Source organism: Pantoea septica (assembly GCF_002095575.1).
Classification (GTDB): domain Bacteria; phylum Pseudomonadota; class Gammaproteobacteria; order Enterobacterales; family Enterobacteriaceae; genus Pantoea; species Pantoea septica.
Genome location: NZ_MLJJ01000041.1, coordinates 17,245 through 30,914, shown reverse-complemented (window position 1 = coordinate 30,914; position 13,670 = coordinate 17,245). Strand labels below are relative to the sequence as shown.

The 13,670-nt window shown below is 56.8% G+C and carries 15 protein-coding genes and 1 pseudogene; 10 read left to right on the top strand and 6 right to left on the bottom strand.

Annotated elements, in window-relative coordinates:
- The 3 genes and pseudogenes from HA46_RS17915 to HA46_RS17905 all read left to right on the top strand — a co-directional run.
- Positions 1–232: pseudogene (locus tag HA46_RS17915) on the top strand (dihydroorotase); the annotation flags it as partial.
- Between the two features lie 69 nt (positions 233–301).
- Positions 302–547 carry a DNA damage-inducible protein I gene (gene dinI / locus HA46_RS17910; protein ID WP_033789467.1) on the top strand — a complete coding sequence of 82 codons (246 nt, stop codon included), beginning with the start codon at positions 302–304 and terminating at the stop codon, positions 545–547.
- Positions 548–692: 145 nt separating this feature from the next.
- Positions 693–962, top strand: a complete 270-nt coding sequence (locus tag HA46_RS17905) for a hypothetical protein (RefSeq protein ID WP_033789466.1) — start codon at positions 693–695, stop codon at positions 960–962.
- Here HA46_RS17905 and HA46_RS17900 read toward each other — a convergent pair.
- Complete coding sequence (locus tag HA46_RS17900) at positions 929–1,150, bottom strand: hypothetical protein (RefSeq protein WP_143807667.1); 222 nt, start codon at positions 1,148–1,150, stop codon at positions 929–931. The genes HA46_RS17905 and HA46_RS17900 overlap by 34 nt on opposite strands.
- Positions 1,151–1,183: 33 nt before the next feature.
- Here HA46_RS17900 and bssS point away from each other — a divergent pair, with 33 nt between their 5' ends.
- Together bssS and solA are read left to right on the top strand one after the other, a co-directional pair.
- A complete protein-coding gene (gene bssS, locus HA46_RS17895) occupies positions 1,184–1,441 on the top strand; it encodes a biofilm formation regulator BssS (protein WP_033751022.1) in 258 nt (85 codons plus the stop codon).
- A gap of 97 nt (positions 1,442–1,538) precedes the next feature.
- On the top strand, positions 1,539–2,657 hold the full coding sequence (gene solA / locus HA46_RS17890; protein WP_033789464.1) for an N-methyl-L-tryptophan oxidase: 1,119 nt from the start codon (positions 1,539–1,541) through the stop codon (positions 2,655–2,657).
- Positions 2,658–2,699: 42 nt separating this feature from the next.
- Here solA and trhO read toward each other — a convergent pair whose 3' ends face one another.
- Positions 2,700–3,749, bottom strand: a complete 1,050-nt coding sequence (gene trhO, locus HA46_RS17885; protein ID WP_084885897.1) for an oxygen-dependent tRNA uridine(34) hydroxylase TrhO — start codon at positions 3,747–3,749, stop codon at positions 2,700–2,702.
- Between trhO and HA46_RS20955 the strand changes: the two genes are divergently transcribed.
- The 4 genes from HA46_RS20955 (at position 3,748) to HA46_RS17870 (ending at position 6,253) form a co-directional block, all read left to right on the top strand.
- Positions 3,748–3,978 carry a hypothetical protein gene (locus HA46_RS20955; protein ID WP_143807666.1) on the top strand — a complete coding sequence of 77 codons (231 nt, stop codon included), beginning with the start codon at positions 3,748–3,750 and terminating at the stop codon, positions 3,976–3,978. The two genes, trhO and HA46_RS20955, sit on opposite strands and share 2 nt — an antisense overlap.
- 10 nt (positions 3,979–3,988) lie before the next feature.
- Positions 3,989–4,912: a Kdo(2)-lipid IV(A) acyltransferase gene (locus HA46_RS17880; RefSeq protein ID WP_033789461.1), complete on the top strand. Its 924-nt coding sequence runs from the start codon at positions 3,989–3,991 to the stop codon at positions 4,910–4,912.
- 561 nt (positions 4,913–5,473) lie between these two features.
- A complete protein-coding gene (locus tag HA46_RS17875; RefSeq protein ID WP_033751035.1) occupies positions 5,474–5,740 on the top strand; it encodes a hypothetical protein in 267 nt (88 codons plus the stop codon).
- 114 nt (positions 5,741–5,854) lie between these two features.
- Positions 5,855–6,253 (top strand): MysB family protein, encoded by a 399-nt coding sequence (locus tag HA46_RS17870; protein ID WP_033751038.1) that lies wholly within the window; start codon positions 5,855–5,857, stop codon positions 6,251–6,253.
- Here HA46_RS17870 and HA46_RS17865 read toward each other — a convergent pair whose 3' ends face one another.
- From HA46_RS17865 to HA46_RS17855, 3 genes are all read right to left on the bottom strand, one after another.
- Positions 6,254–6,469 (bottom strand): YceK/YidQ family lipoprotein, encoded by a 216-nt coding sequence (locus HA46_RS17865; protein WP_075203257.1) that lies wholly within the window; start codon positions 6,467–6,469, stop codon positions 6,254–6,256. It abuts the gene before it with no gap.
- A gap of 167 nt (positions 6,470–6,636) precedes the next feature.
- Complete coding sequence (mdoH, locus tag HA46_RS17860) at positions 6,637–9,192, bottom strand: glucans biosynthesis glucosyltransferase MdoH (RefSeq protein WP_033789458.1); 2,556 nt, start codon at positions 9,190–9,192, stop codon at positions 6,637–6,639.
- Positions 9,185–10,723 (bottom strand): glucan biosynthesis protein G, encoded by a 1,539-nt coding sequence (locus HA46_RS17855; protein ID WP_179944738.1) that lies wholly within the window; start codon positions 10,721–10,723, stop codon positions 9,185–9,187. The genes mdoH and HA46_RS17855 overlap by 8 nt, the downstream gene beginning before the upstream one ends.
- A 269-nt stretch (positions 10,724–10,992) precedes the next feature.
- Between HA46_RS17855 and mdoC the strand changes: the two genes are divergently transcribed.
- Positions 10,993–12,117, top strand: coding sequence for a glucans biosynthesis protein MdoC (mdoC, locus tag HA46_RS17850; RefSeq protein ID WP_084885895.1), 1,125 nt, complete (start codon positions 10,993–10,995; stop codon positions 12,115–12,117).
- A gap of 48 nt (positions 12,118–12,165) precedes the next feature.
- Here mdoC and HA46_RS17845 read toward each other — a convergent pair whose 3' ends face one another.
- Positions 12,166–13,626 (bottom strand): phospholipase D family protein, encoded by a 1,461-nt coding sequence (locus HA46_RS17845; protein ID WP_084885893.1) that lies wholly within the window; start codon positions 13,624–13,626, stop codon positions 12,166–12,168.
- Between the last annotated feature and the right edge of the window lie 44 nt (positions 13,627–13,670).

Genomic DNA, 13,670 nt, shown 5'->3' with positions numbered 1-13,670 from the left:
GCCGACGTCGCTGCCCGCCTACGCCACCGTTTTCGAAGAGCTGGACGCCCTGGCGCACCTGGAAGCCTTCTGCTCGGAGAACGGTCCACGCTTTTACGGCCTGCCGCTGAACGAAGGAACCGTGACGCTGGCGCGCGAACCCTGGAAAGTCGAAGAGAGCATCAGCATGGGCGAGCACGCGCTGGTGCCTTTCCTCGCCGGCGAAACCCTGAACTGGCGCGTGAAAATCTGATCTGCGCTTTCGCTTGCCTCCGGCCTGAATATACTGTAAATATATACAGCATCTAATCCGGAGGCTGCTATGCGTGTTGAAATTACCGTTGCCAAAACGTCCCCGCTTCCGTCCGGCGCAATGGAAGCGCTGACGGCAGAACTTTCCCGCCGTCTCGATGAAGAGTTTCCCGACGGCCAGAACCACGTCAAAGTGCGCTATGCCACCGCGAACCAGCTCAGCGTGCTGGGCGGCGGCAAAGAGACGCGCGATCGAATCAGCGATATTTTACAGGAAACCTGGGAAAGCGCTGACGACTGGTTCATTACCGATTAACCGCCACTGCGCAGTTTTTGCCGGGTGTCGCCATCCGGCTTTTTTATCACTCTCCCCCCTCGCCAGAACTTTTTCCTGCATCTAGACTCTGATCGATCAATCGCCTATTCTTGCGCTCGCTATGCTTAACAGGAGGTGAGATGAAATGATGACAGAAAACCCGGAAGAGGCCATGACCTTTGGTGAACTGCTGGCGCTAATCGCCGATCAGCAACGTCGCCTGACGGTGCTGGAAAGCGCCTTCTCCAGCCTTACCCTCTGCCTCGACGAGCGCGCCGCGCAGCTGCTGGTGCATCATCTGACGCTTGAGGCGCAAAATCAGAATCACGACGAACCTCTGCAGCAGCACTTCGCCCGTCTGGCGCTGACGCTGCAAAAGCCTCACAGCGCACAGCCGGCTGACCCCTTAGCCTGATTTTTACTGCTGCGCGAGCGCGTAAAAAAACTGCCTGATGCGTCAGGCATTTTATTTTTTTTAATCGCTTTTTTAACGCCGAATATTTCGCTCACTTTTTGTTCGCCGCACATTTTAATCGGATAGAACGCTTTTTCTGTTATAATTGTCTCGCTACCGGATAAAAAAGCCGCATTGAACCTCATCATGCACTTCGTTTAACGAGTAATAAGGAGGTTATAATGGACAGTAATCATAAAGACGTTATTCAAACTCACCCGCTGGTGGGCTGGGATATCAGTACCGTAGACAGCTACGACGCTATGATGATCCGTTTGCATTCGCTCTCCTCGCAGGATCAAAAAGAAGAAGAAGCAGACGTCGGACCGACCTACTGGCTGACAACAGACGTGGCAAGACAATTTATCTCTATTCTTGAAGCTGGCATTGCCAAGATAGAATCGGCCGAGCAAATGGAGCGTTACCAGTCCAAACACTAGTCTCCGCCAGATGAACGGGCACCCTCAGGGGTGCCTTTTTCATTTCTGATTCTGGTATGCTGCTGGACGTGTTACGGCTTTCAGGAGTTATCCTTCAATGATTTATGATCTGATTGTGGTGGGCAGCGGGTCCGTTGGCGCCGCCGCGGGCTTTTACGCTACCCAGGCGGGCCTGTCGGTGCTGATGATCGATTCCAGCCATCCGCCCCATACCCAGGGCGCGCATCACGGCGAAACGCGGCTGATCCGTCACGCCTACGGCGAAGGTGAACGCTATGTTCCGCTAGTGCGGCGCGCGCAGACGCTCTGGGACGAGCTGGAACAGCAGGCCGGCGAACGCATCATGCACCGCAGCGGCATTATCAACCTCGCGCCTGTAGGGTCTGAATTCATCCGCAACGTCATCGACAGCGCGCAGGCCTGGAAGCTGGACGTAGAGCTGCTGCAGGCGGAAGAGGTGCGCCAGCGCTGGCCGCAGATCAGCGTGCCGGATGGCTATATCGGCGTTTTCGAACCGCAGTCGGGCTACCTGAAGTGCGAGCAGGCGGTGCGCAGCTGGATCGCCCTCGCCGAGAAGGCGGGCTGCGCGCAGCTTTTTAACTGCGGCGTGTCGCAGATCGGCCGCGACGGCGACCTGCAGCAGGTGGTAACGGCAGACGGCACCTTTCGCGCGCGCAAAATGCTGATCAGCGCCGGTACCTGGGTCGGCAAGCTGGTGCCGGATTTACCGATCAGGCCGACGCGCAAAGTGTTCGCCTGGTATCAGGCCGACGGCCGCTATAGCGAGAACAATAAGTTTCCCGGCTTTACGGTAGAGATGGAAAACGGTAGCCACTTTTACGGCTTTCCGGCGGATAACAACGCGCTGAAGGTGGGACGTCACGACGGCGGCCAGCCGATGAGTCAGCCGGAGGATCGCAAACCCTTCGGCAGTTTTGCCGAAGACGGCAGCGACGCCTTTGCGTTTCTGCGTAAATTTCTGCCTGGCGTAGGGGTCTGTCTGCACGGCGAAGCCTGCAGCTATGACATCAGTCCGGATGAAGACTTTATTATCGATACTCTGCCGAATGAGCCGAATCGTCTGATTATCACCGGCCTGAGCGGACATGGATTCAAGTTCGCCAGCGTGCTGGGGGAGCTGGCGACGGAGTTCGCGCTCGATAAACCCTTTTCGTTCGATCTCACGCCTTTCTCGCTCTCTCGCTTTACCCGCTGACGCGATAAAAAAGCCTGACGCATCGGCGTCAGGCTCAGACCGTTACTCTTTTTCCGGCGACGGGATCGCCATGGTCAGACGGCCGCGCGACTTATTGAAAATCTTATTGCCGTTTTCACGACCGGCGCGGCGCGCGCGCTGCTCTTCCGGCGACAGCTGCGACTCCTCCATACAGAGCGGACTGCAGCAGTTGTGGAACTTCACGGCGCAGCTCGGGCACTGAATAAACAGCAGATGACAGCCGTCGTTGACGCAGTTGGTGTGCGTATCGCACGGCGCGCCGCACTGGTGGCACTGCGACAGCACATCGTCGGAGATGCGCTCGCCCATGCGCTCGTCGAAGACGAAATTTTTCCCTTTAAAGCGCACCGGCAGGCCCTGCTCGCGCGCGCGGCGCGCATACTCGATAATGCCACCTTCGATATGGTAAACATCCTCGAAACCGTTATGACGCATCCAGGCGCTCGCCTTCTCGCAGCGAATGCCGCCGGTGCAGTACATCACGATTTTTTTATCTTTCTGCTCCTGCAGCATCTCAACCGCCATCGGCAGCTGATCGCGGAAGGTGTCGGCCGGGATCTCCATCGCATTATCGAAACGGCCCACCTCATATTCGTAGTGGTTACGCATATCGACGAACACCGCGTCGGGATCGTCCAGCATCGCGTTGACTTCCGCCGCTTTCAGATAGGTGCCGACGTCGCTGGCGTCGAAGCTTTCATCCTCAATGCCGTCCGCCACGATACGGTCGCGCACCTTCAGGCGCAGCACCCAAAATGATTTGCCGTCGTCGTCGAGGGCGATATTCATGCGCAGATTGTTCAGCGCCGGATCAAAGCCGTACAGCCAGGCTTTCATCTTCTCATAGAGGCTGGCGGGCACGCTGATCTGCGCGTTGATCCCCTCTTTCGCCACGTAGACGCGGCCAAAGACTTTGAGTTCGGTCAGGCCAATATAGAGCGCGTCGCGAAAGGATTTAGGATCGGCGATGTGAAAATATTTGTAGAATGAGACGGTCGTGCGCGGTTCTGTCTCCGCCAGCATGCGCGCCTTCAGCTCTTTATTGTTAACAAGGTTATGTAACACTGGCATGGTGTTCGTTCCTGTTTGGGATAAAAATGGCGCGGCACATGATACAGCAATGGGCCAGGATGCAAAGAAAATTGATCTGGATCGCTTTTTATTCCCCCCTCAGGCGCGCTTCTTTTCAAATGGCCGCATGCGCAATCCCCCTGCATTTATTTCAGCGCAGAAGAAAAGCTGGCACAATAGGGGAAAATCAACGAGATATTGGCGCCACCAGGCGCATTACGCAGGATAAGCTTTTTCATATGACTCAACTGCCGCAATTTTCCCGAGAGCTCCTTCATCCCCGTTACTGGCTGACCTGGCTGGGCATCGCCTTTCTCTATGTGCTGGTGCTGCTGCCCTATCCGCTGCTCTATATGCTGGGCTGTGGATTAGGGCGTATTGCGATGCGTTTTCTGAAACGCCGCGTCGCCATCGCCCGACGCAATCTTGAACTCTGCTTTCCCGATATGCCGACCAGCGAACGTGAAGCGATGGTAAAGCATAACTTCGAGTCGGTAGGCATGGGGCTGATTGAAACCGGCATGGCGTGGTTCTGGCCCGACTGGCGCATTAAGAAGTGGTTTGATGTATCCGGCCTTGAGCATATACAAAAAGCGAAAGATGAGCAGCGCGGCGTGCTGCTGATCGGCATGCATTTCCTGACGCTGGAGCTTGGCGCGCGGATTTTCGGCATCTATAACCCCGGCATCGGCGTCTATCGCCCCAATGACAACAAGCTGATCGACTGGCTGCAGACCTGGGGCCGGATGCGCTCCAACAAAAGCATGCTCGACCGCAAAGATCTGAAAGGCATGATCCGCGCGCTGAAAAACGGCGATATTATCTGGTACGCCCCCGATCATGATTACGGCCCGCGCAGCAGCGTGTTCGTGCCTTTCTTCGCGGTGGAAAAAGCCGCCACGACCGTAGGCACCTATCTGCTGATCCGCAGCGGCAAGCCGCACGTTATTCCCTTTGTGCCGCGCCGCCTGCCCCACGGCCGCGGCTACCAGATGCTCATTCTGCCTGACGTGAGCGATCGGATCCCGCTCGACAGCGATGTCGCCACCGCCGCGCAGATGAATAAAGTGGTGGAAGAAGGCGTCCTGCTGGCGCCGGAGCAATATATGTGGCTGCACCGTCGCTTCAAAACTCGTCCCGAAGGCGAACCTTCTCGTTACTGATCCTCTTCCGGCGGACGCGCTGTCTTCCGCCGGCCTTAAGCATTATCTTCGCTTACGCTTAAAATCTTGCTTTGCCTTACACAACCTGTTGTTTGATAATGAAAAAACATTTTATGCCTGTTAAAAAGGCCCATGTTAAACTAAAGGGCAGCATGTATTGATTTATCCCATATTTTAATTGTTCATGCGCGCTAAATTAATTATGGCCAAAAGCAGGCATTATCCCGTAATATGGCCAATAAGCGGCTAAGAAATTAATGATTGCGATTTATCTTATTTGGATCTGATTTAAACAGACTCCAGGCCTTTTCCTATTTATTCAATGAGAACTCTTTGCCTTAGCTTATGTATCCAGTAAAATTAACTTATTTTACAAGGCATTGTCTGATTAGACCTGTTGCATATAAGCATTGTACCAATTACATGCCTCTTTTATACTTTTATGGAATTTGAACAATTAGAAACATATCGGTAATTTCGCTCGTGACAGTTAATTATTTAACTGCCTTTCAAAAAATATAAAAAGATTACACACAGCAAATCTCTAGCAGGAACATAAAAATGAATAAAGGCATCTATTACTACGTGACAATCAGTACCGATCAGGATAATTACCATTATTTACACCGCAAAGAGTGTAAACGTATGCCCGATAAAGAGGACATCGTTTTTATCGGCACGCTATATAATTTGAATCAGGCGTTATCTATTGCGCGAATTAACTTCAAAAAAGTCAAACCCTGTATTAAATGCTGTATTCGCTATGCGGCGCCCGTTATGCGTGAAACGGTGCGGCCGGTGCTGCACTTCCCGCAAAAGTCACTCTAATCGATGACGGCGGCGGGAGGACTTTCTCGCCCGCCGTCTCTTTTTCACGCTTTCCCCTGAAAAATTTCGTCTATCCTTCTCTGACATCCCGTTAATCAGGCAAGGAGAAGAGTAATGAGCATGTTCAGCACCTTAGAAGAAGCCATCGAGGCTGCGCGTGAAGAATTTCTCGCCGATCATCCCGACATTGAAGAAGAGGATGCCAGCATCAGTCAGTTTGGCCTGCAAAAGTATGTGATGCAGGATGGCGACATTATGTGGCAGGCAGAGTTCTTTGAAGAAGAAGGCGAGAGCGGTGAATGTCTGCCGATTCGCAGCGGCGAGGCCGCGCAGGCGATATTTGACGGCGATTTCGACGAAGTCGAGCTGCGCCAGGAGTGGTTAGCGGAAAATACGCTGCACGAATGGGACGAAGGTGAGTTTCAGCTTGAGCCGCCGATCGACAGCGAAGAAGGCGAAGCGGCGGCGCAAGAGTGGGAAGATGACAACAGCGAGTCCGATCGCCTGCTCTGATTACTCATAGGGCCCGTGGTGGGCATCAACCGGCAGCAGCATGGTGTCCACCACCAGCGACAGCGGCAGATCGAGAATGGTCAGCACGCGCCATGGACCGTCGCGCACGTCCCACTGGACGCCAGGGTAGTATTGATTACCGTGTCCCTGGCCTGGCACGGCGCGACTAATAATACTGCCGCATCCGCTTAATATCAGCGCCATCAGCGCGACCATCACTGTTTTCAGCAAACTTTTCACTCGCGATACTCATTTCAGCCAGCGGCTAGTGTAGACAATGGCGCATCTGTTTTGTCGCCTGCTTACGCCATCAAAGCGTAATAATAGCGTTAAATCGCGCGCATAAAAAAAGCGGCATTGCTGCCGCTTTAGGTTGGCGAATATTAACCTGCCTGAGGCGGCAGCGCCAGCGGATTGAGCGCCAGCTTCTGATAGCTCTCTACCCACTGATGATATTTATCGCCGTTCTCCCACAGGCGTGAGTGAACGCGCGCCAGCACCACCGGATCGCTGATCAGCTGCAGACGCTGTTCGCGATTCAGCTTCTCGGGCGCATCGCTCAGCGCCTGATCGACGCGGCGGTCGCGCGCGTAATCGAGCAGCTGGCTCTGTCGGTGACGCGAAGTCGCCAGCGCGGTCGCCAGCGCGTTAAACGCCGGATGGAACAGCGCGTGCATAAAGCCGTGCTTCAGGGCGCGCTCGCGGTTGAGCTGCAGGTAGCGATCGGTGTCCACCAGCTCTTTCGGCGGCTCATACTCTTCCGGGATCAGGAACAGCTTCGCCCGCTTGCTTTTCAGCCCGACCGTCGCGCGGCTCGACATCACCGACACGAACGGCGACAGGATCAGCGAGAAGACGATCGGCGCCAGCCACCAGAGGAAGTTGAGATCCAGCACGCCCATGCCTACTGCCCAGACGATGCCGAGCAGCATCTGCGATCCGTGACGACGGAAAGCTTCGCTCCACGGCGTGGCGTCATCGTCGCGCTGCGGCGAGTTCCACACCACTTCCCAGCCCAGGAAGGCGCTGACCACGAACACGGTATGGAACAGCATGCGCACCGGCGCCAGCAGCACGGAGAAGAGCATCTCCAGCAGCAGCGAGATAAAGAGCCGGAAGGCGCCGCCGTAGGGTTTGGCGCCTTTGAACCAGATCAGCACCACGCTGAGCAGCTTCGGCAGGAACAGCAGCACCAGCGTCGTCGAGAAGAGCGCGATCGCCAGCTCCGGGCGCCACTGCGGCCAGACCGGGAAGAGCTGCCTCGGCTGCAGGAAGTACTGCGGCTCCATCAGCGTATGCACCACCTGCAACGCGGTGGAGAGCGCCAGGAACATAAACCAGAGCGGCGCCGAGAGATAGGACATGACGCCGGTCAGGAACACTGCGCGGTGCACCGGGTGCATCCCTTTCACCAGGAACAGGCGGAAGTTCATCAGGTTGCCGTGGCACCAGCGACGGTCGCGCTTCAGCTCGTCCAGCAGGTTCGGCGGCAGCTCCTCATAGGAACCCGGCAGGTCATAGGCGATCCAGACACCCCAGCCGGCGCGGCGCATCAGCGCGGCCTCGACGAAGTCGTGCGACAGGATCGAGCCGGCGAAAGAGCCCTCGCCCGGCAGCGGCGCCAGCGCGCAGTGCTCGATAAAGGGCTTAACGCGGATAATGGCGTTATGTCCCCAGTAGTGCGACTCGCCAAGCTGCCAGAAGTGCAAACCGGCGGTAAAGAGCGGACCGTAAACGCGCGTGGCGAACTGCTGGCAACGCGCGTAGAGCGTATCCATGCCCGACGCCTTCGGCGACGACTGGATGATACCGGCGTTAGGGTTCGCTTCCATCATGCGCACCAGGCCGGTAAGGCATTCGCCGCTCATCACGCTGTCTGCGTCCAGCACCACCATGTAGCTGTAGTTGCTGCCCCAGCGACGACAGAAGTCGTCGATGTTGCCGCTCTTACGCTTCACGCGGCGACGGCGACGGCGGTAGAAGATTTTACCGGCCCCGCCCACGTCGCGCACCAGCTCCATCCAGGCCTTCTGCTCCGCAATAGCGATATCAGGATCGTAGCTGTCGCTCAGCACGTAGACGTCGAAATGCTCGGCGTTGCCGGTACGCGCGACCGATTCCCAGGTGGCGCGCAGGCCCGCGAAGACGCGCTCCACGTCCTCGTTGCAGATCGGCATAATCAGCGCGGTGCGATGTTCGGGATTAAGCGGCTCATCGCCCACCGTTGAGTAGGAGATACTGTACTTGTCGCGGCCGATCAGCAGCTGCAGGAAGCCCATCAGCGCGGTCCAGAAGCCCGCCGAAACCCAGCAGAACAGAATGGCAAAGAGGAACAGAATGCCGGTCTGCAACACATAGGGCAGGATCTGCATCACCGACTGTTGCCAGTTCTGATTCAGCATCTCCATCGGGTCAAGCAGCGTCCAGCCCTGATAGGGCAGGATGGTTTTCATGTACCAGGTGGCGATGACGGTCTGAAACAGGGTAAGGATCAACAGCACATAGCGGCGAATCGAGCCGACGTGCCGCCACTTCTCCTCAGCGCGCTGCTCTTCCGCATTGGCGTAGCGATGCGTCAGCTTTTCGCCGCGCAGCGAGCTCCAGGCGCGCGCCAGCGGGTTGGTCCGCCAGGCTTCCGGGAACATCAGCGAGCGTTTAACCTTCGGCATCGCCTTCAGCGTGGTGCGATCGAGATAATCTTTGCCGAACTGCTCGCCGTCAGCCAGCGAGTCCGGCCACGCCATTTTGACGCGGGCCGAGACCGACTTGAGCGGCGCATCGTCAGGACGATCGCTGGCGGCTATATCCTGGCCAAGCGTATCGTGAATGAAGTGAAACGCCTCGGCGTGTTGCAGCGAGGCGCTTAACCGGGCCTTCCCTGCCGCATCCAGCGGCAGGGCTTCCACGTAGTTTTTAGGAATAAATGTCGGATTATTCATTGGCAGGTAACTGATAGCTCCAGGTTTCCGTCAATGTCTTGTCGCCGCTAACCAGCGCGGCGCGCATTTCGGTAGGCTGTTTGTTATCTTTGACGCGCAGACGCAGCACCAGACGCCAGCCTTTGGTGACCGGGTTATAGCGTACGCTCTGTTCAACCACTTCGCCGTTTTCGCCCACGCTGACCTGCGGCGCAACCTGGCTGTTATCCGGCATCTGGCTCATCGCTTTACCAACGAAGTCGATGGTGAAGGCGATAGAACCGTCCGGCTGACGCACCAGATTAGACTGCTTCACGTCGCCCGCCGAACGCAGCGTATTTTTCACCCAGGCGATATCGTCGGAGTGAAGCTGGCTCTCGTCGCGCGTAAAGTGCAGGCGGTAGTTAAAGTTCATCTCTTTGCCCGGATCCGGCAGATTCTCCGGCGTCCAGAAGGCGACGATATTGTCGTTGGTTTCGTCCGCGGTCGGGATCTCCACCAGCTCGACGCGGCCTTTGCCCCAGTCGCCCAGCGGTTCAACCCAGCCGCTCGGACGCATATCGTAACGATCGTCGAGATCCTGATAGCGGTTGAAGTCGCGGCTGCGCTGCAGCAAGCCGAAGCCTTTCGGGCTTTCGATGGTGTAGGTGCTCACCGCCAGATGGCGCGGATTATTGAGCGGCCGCCAGATCCATTCGCCGTTGCCGCTGTGAATCGACAGGCCGTCGGAGTCATGCAGCTCTGGACGGAAGTTGGTCACCGGCGAAGGCTGGTTGGCGCCGAACAGGAACATACTGGTCAGCGGCGCGACACCAAGCTTGCCAACTTTGTCGCGCAGATAGACTTTCGACTGAACGTCGACAGTGGTTTCTTTGCCCGGATGCACGGTAAAGCGATAGGCGCCCGTCGCGCGCGGCGAATCAAGCAGCGCATAGATTACCAGCTGCTTATCCTGCGGCTTAGGACGCTGGATCCAGAATTCTTTAAAGCGCGGGAACTCTTCTCCGGACGGCAGCGCAGTGTCGATTGCCAGGCCACGGGCTGACAGGCCATAAACCTGATCGGCGCCGATGACGCGGAAATAGCTCGCGCCCAGGAAGCTGGTGATTTCATCATCTTTTTTATCGCGCGAGTTAAGCGGATAAAGCACTTTAAAGCCGGCGAACCCTAAATTTTTCACCGAGTCGGCATCGTGTTTAACGTTGCCGAAGTTGAAATAGTCAGGGCTGTATTTGATTTCGCGCGCCGCGTTGGCCGTCACTTCGTTGATTTTTACCGGCGTGTCGAAATACATGCCCTGGTGGTAAAACTCAAGCTTGAACGGCGTACGCAGTTTGCCCCAGTACGCTTTGTCGTGGTTAAACTGGATCTGCTGATAGTCAGCAAATTTCATTTCACGAAACTGAGAGGGTAAATTGCTCTTAGGCGCCTCAAAACTTTTCCCTGCCAGCGTTTTAGCTTCTTTTGCGACATCATCAAGGTTAAACGCCCAGCTATTATTGGCGTACAACGCCAGCAGAACTGCTGCACCAAGCCAGCGCATCTTCATCAGCCCGCCTTTTTTTTCTACATTAATCAGCACATCCCCCCCTTTCGTGTGCTAAGTACAAACCCATTTATCTTAAAGGATTATTCGCTTTTCCGACAGCATATCCAAAAGAATGTTCCAGGGTTTCGTCAGGACTACGCCTGCTTTTAGGACAATTAAACGTTCCAGAATCAACTGATAGTATACGCTGTTTACAGCGGGTAAAATTCCCCTCCGGCATAAACCAGTTTCAGGGGGAAACTGGCCGAAACGTACTAACAAACTGGAACTTTATGAGTACAGGAAAACCTGAACGTGAATATTTCCTCGATTCGATTCGGGCGTATTTGATGTTGCTGGGGGTGCCGTTTCACGTTTCCCTCATTTATTCCACCCAAAAATGGGCCGTCAATAGTCAGGAAGCATCGCTCTGGCTGACGGTGCTGAATGATTTTATTCACGCCTTCCGCATGCAGGTCTTTTTCGTTATCTCAGGCTACTTTTCCTACATGCTCTACTTGCGCTACGAAGCGAAGCGCTGGCTGAAAGTGCGTCTGGAGCGCGTCGGCATTCCGCTGCTGACCGCCGTGCCGCTGATTACGCTGCCGCAGTTTTTTATGCTGCGCGCGCTGTCGGACAAGATGAGCAACTGGGATCAGCTGACGCTGTACGGCAAGTTTAATAACCTGATGTGGGAACTGATTTCGCACCTCTGGTTCCTGGTGGTGCTGGTGATCCTCACCGCGCTGGGCATGCTGACCTTTAACTGGCTGCGCCGCCAGCATCGGCATATCGATTACAGCCGCATCGGCTGGGGCAAGGTGACGCTGGCGATGATGGGCTATGCCCTGCTGTGGGACATTTTCCGCCGCGCAATCTTTACCTTTTTCCCCGCGCTGCTGATGGACGGCCTGTTCAGCATTATGGTGATGCAGACGCTGCTGTTTTTGCCCTTCTTTATGCTGGGGGCGCTGGCGTGGAAGCATCCCGCCCTGAAGCAGCTGTTCGTGCGCTTCAATCCGGTGATGTGCTTCGGCGCGATTCTGGTTTTCATCGCCTATAGCCTTAATCAACGCTACAGCAGCGGCGACGGCTGGCTCTATGAGCTCGACGCCTTGATTACCACGCTGATGGGGCTCTGCATGCTCAACGTCTGCTTCAGCTTCGGCCACCGCATGCTTAACGCGCACTCGCCGCGCATTATGTATCTGGTGAACGCCTCGCTATTTATCTATCTGGTGCACCATCCGCTGACGCTGCTCTACGGCATTTTCATCACGCCGCAGATCGGCAACAACACGCTGGGCTTCTTTGTCGGGCTGGCGATGGTGTTCGGCGTGGCGTTTCTGCTCTACGAGATCCATTTGCGCATCCCGCTGCTGCGCTTTTTGTTTTCCGGCAAGCCGCAAAAAAAATAGCGGAACGACCGCCGGACGCCCTGCCCCTGCCGTCCGCGCGGTCAACGCCTATAGCAGCCATTCGATCGGCAGACGCCAGACCAGCCGCACCAGCAGGCGCTGCACCCAGGTGCAGCGCGGCTCATGCTTATGCACAATCTCCTGCGCTTCCCCCGCATACTCTACCCAGTTGACGCGTCCCCATTTGTCGAGCCGCAGCGCCCAGGCGCGATCGCGCATCGCGGCGCTAAAGCGCTGATGGGTCTGCCGCGCCAGCGCTTCGCTTTCGATCACCAGCCCCATTTCGGTATTCAGCACCGCCGAGCGGGGATCGAAGTTAAACGAGCCGATAAACAGCGTCTCCTGATCGACGGTAAAGGTTTTGGCATGCAGGCTGGAGCCGGAGTTACCGGTGAGCCCCCGGTCGTGCGGCGCGTCGGGCACGCCTGACTGCGGCTTGAGCTCATAGAGCTCGATGCCGCGCCGCAGCAGCTTTTTACGCCACTTGGCGTAGCCCGCATGCACCACCGACACGTCGTTGGCGGCGAGGGAGTTGGTCAGAATAGCGATTTTCACCCCGCGCCGTTTCAACGCCAACAGCTGGGCGACGCCGGCGCGCGTGGGAACGAAATAGGCGGAGATGATATCGAACTGCCGCTGCGGCACGCCGATCACTTCCAGCATGCGCTGCGGCAGCAGGTTCCTGCGCTTCGCCCGGCCCAGCCCCTTGCGCGGATCGTCGCTCAGCAGACGCGCGCGCGCCCAGGTCATGCTCAGCGTGCCCTGCTCCAGCTGGCTGACGAAGTGCGAGCTTTCCAGCCGCGCCAGGTAGCGCTGCACCGCCTCGCTGTCGCGCCAGTCGGGCGGCAGCGCCACCGCGCCGTCCTGATGCTCGCTCTCGTCCAGCACGCTCTTTAGCGGCGCCACCGGTTTGCTCTGCCAGTAGCGCTCGAAATCTTCCGAAACCTCTTCCACCACCGGCCCGATCGCCAGCACGTCGAGATCGGCGAACAGCGGTTCGCTGCCGGTCGCGAAATATTCATCGCCGACGTTGCGCCCCCCGACAATGGTCGCCACGCCGTCCACGGTAAAGCTCTTGTTGTGCATGCGGCGATTAAGCCGGGCGAAATCGGAGAGATAGCCCAGCGCGCGCAGGGTGCGGAACGAGAACGGATTAAACAGCTTTACCGTGATATTGGGATGGCGATCGAGACGCGCCAGCGTATCGTCCAGGCCCGGCGTGTTGTTGTCGTCCAGCAGCAGCCGCACCTTCACGCCGCGCCCGGCCGCCTCCAGCAGCGCGCTGAACAGCAGGCGTCCCGACATATCGTTCTGCCAGATGTAATACTGCACATCCAGCGTGCGCTCCGCTTTGCCCATCAGCAGGTAGCGGGCAGCGAAAGCGTCGAGCCCGTCCGCCAGCGGATGAATGCCACTCAGGCCGGGGTGGCGGGCGCTGCGCGGGCCGATAATCTCCTCAAGCCAGCTGACGTCGGGCTGTTCAGTCAGCAGATTTAACGCTTCGGTCATTGGGGTTCCCTGAATAATCGACACGCTCTTATTATTTAACGCTT

What these genes read in the sequence shown, in the direction of transcription:
- HA46_RS17880 (WP_033789461.1), top strand. Translation starts at nt 3,989, where the DNA reads ATGACTCAACTGCCGCAATTTTCCCGAGAGCTCCTTCATCCCCGTTAC.
- solA (WP_033789464.1), top strand. Translation starts at nt 1,539, where the DNA reads ATGATTTATGATCTGATTGTGGTGGGCAGCGGGTCCGTTGGCGCCGCC.
- mdoC (WP_084885895.1), top strand. Translation starts at nt 10,993, where the DNA reads ATGAGTACAGGAAAACCTGAACGTGAATATTTCCTCGATTCGATTCGG.
- HA46_RS20955 (WP_143807666.1), top strand. Translation starts at nt 3,748, where the DNA reads ATGGTGTTCGTTCCTGTTTGGGATAAAAATGGCGCGGCACATGATACA.
- HA46_RS17905 (WP_033789466.1), top strand. Translation starts at nt 693, where the DNA reads ATGATGACAGAAAACCCGGAAGAGGCCATGACCTTTGGTGAACTGCTG.
- dinI (WP_033789467.1), top strand. Translation starts at nt 302, where the DNA reads ATGCGTGTTGAAATTACCGTTGCCAAAACGTCCCCGCTTCCGTCCGGC.
- trhO (WP_084885897.1), bottom strand. Translation starts at nt 3,749, where the DNA reads ATGCCAGTGTTACATAACCTTGTTAACAATAAAGAGCTGAAGGCGCGC.
- HA46_RS17865 (WP_075203257.1), bottom strand. Translation starts at nt 6,469, where the DNA reads ATGGTCGCGCTGATGGCGCTGATATTAAGCGGATGCGGCAGTATTATT.
- mdoH (WP_033789458.1), bottom strand. Translation starts at nt 9,192, where the DNA reads ATGAATAATCCGACATTTATTCCTAAAAACTACGTGGAAGCCCTGCCG.
- HA46_RS17900 (WP_143807667.1), bottom strand. Translation starts at nt 1,150, where the DNA reads ATGATGAGGTTCAATGCGGCTTTTTTATCCGGTAGCGAGACAATTATA.
- bssS (WP_033751022.1), top strand. Translation starts at nt 1,184, where the DNA reads ATGGACAGTAATCATAAAGACGTTATTCAAACTCACCCGCTGGTGGGC.
- HA46_RS17875 (WP_033751035.1), top strand. Translation starts at nt 5,474, where the DNA reads ATGAATAAAGGCATCTATTACTACGTGACAATCAGTACCGATCAGGAT.
- HA46_RS17845 (WP_084885893.1), bottom strand. Translation starts at nt 13,626, where the DNA reads ATGACCGAAGCGTTAAATCTGCTGACTGAACAGCCCGACGTCAGCTGG.
- HA46_RS17870 (WP_033751038.1), top strand. Translation starts at nt 5,855, where the DNA reads ATGAGCATGTTCAGCACCTTAGAAGAAGCCATCGAGGCTGCGCGTGAA.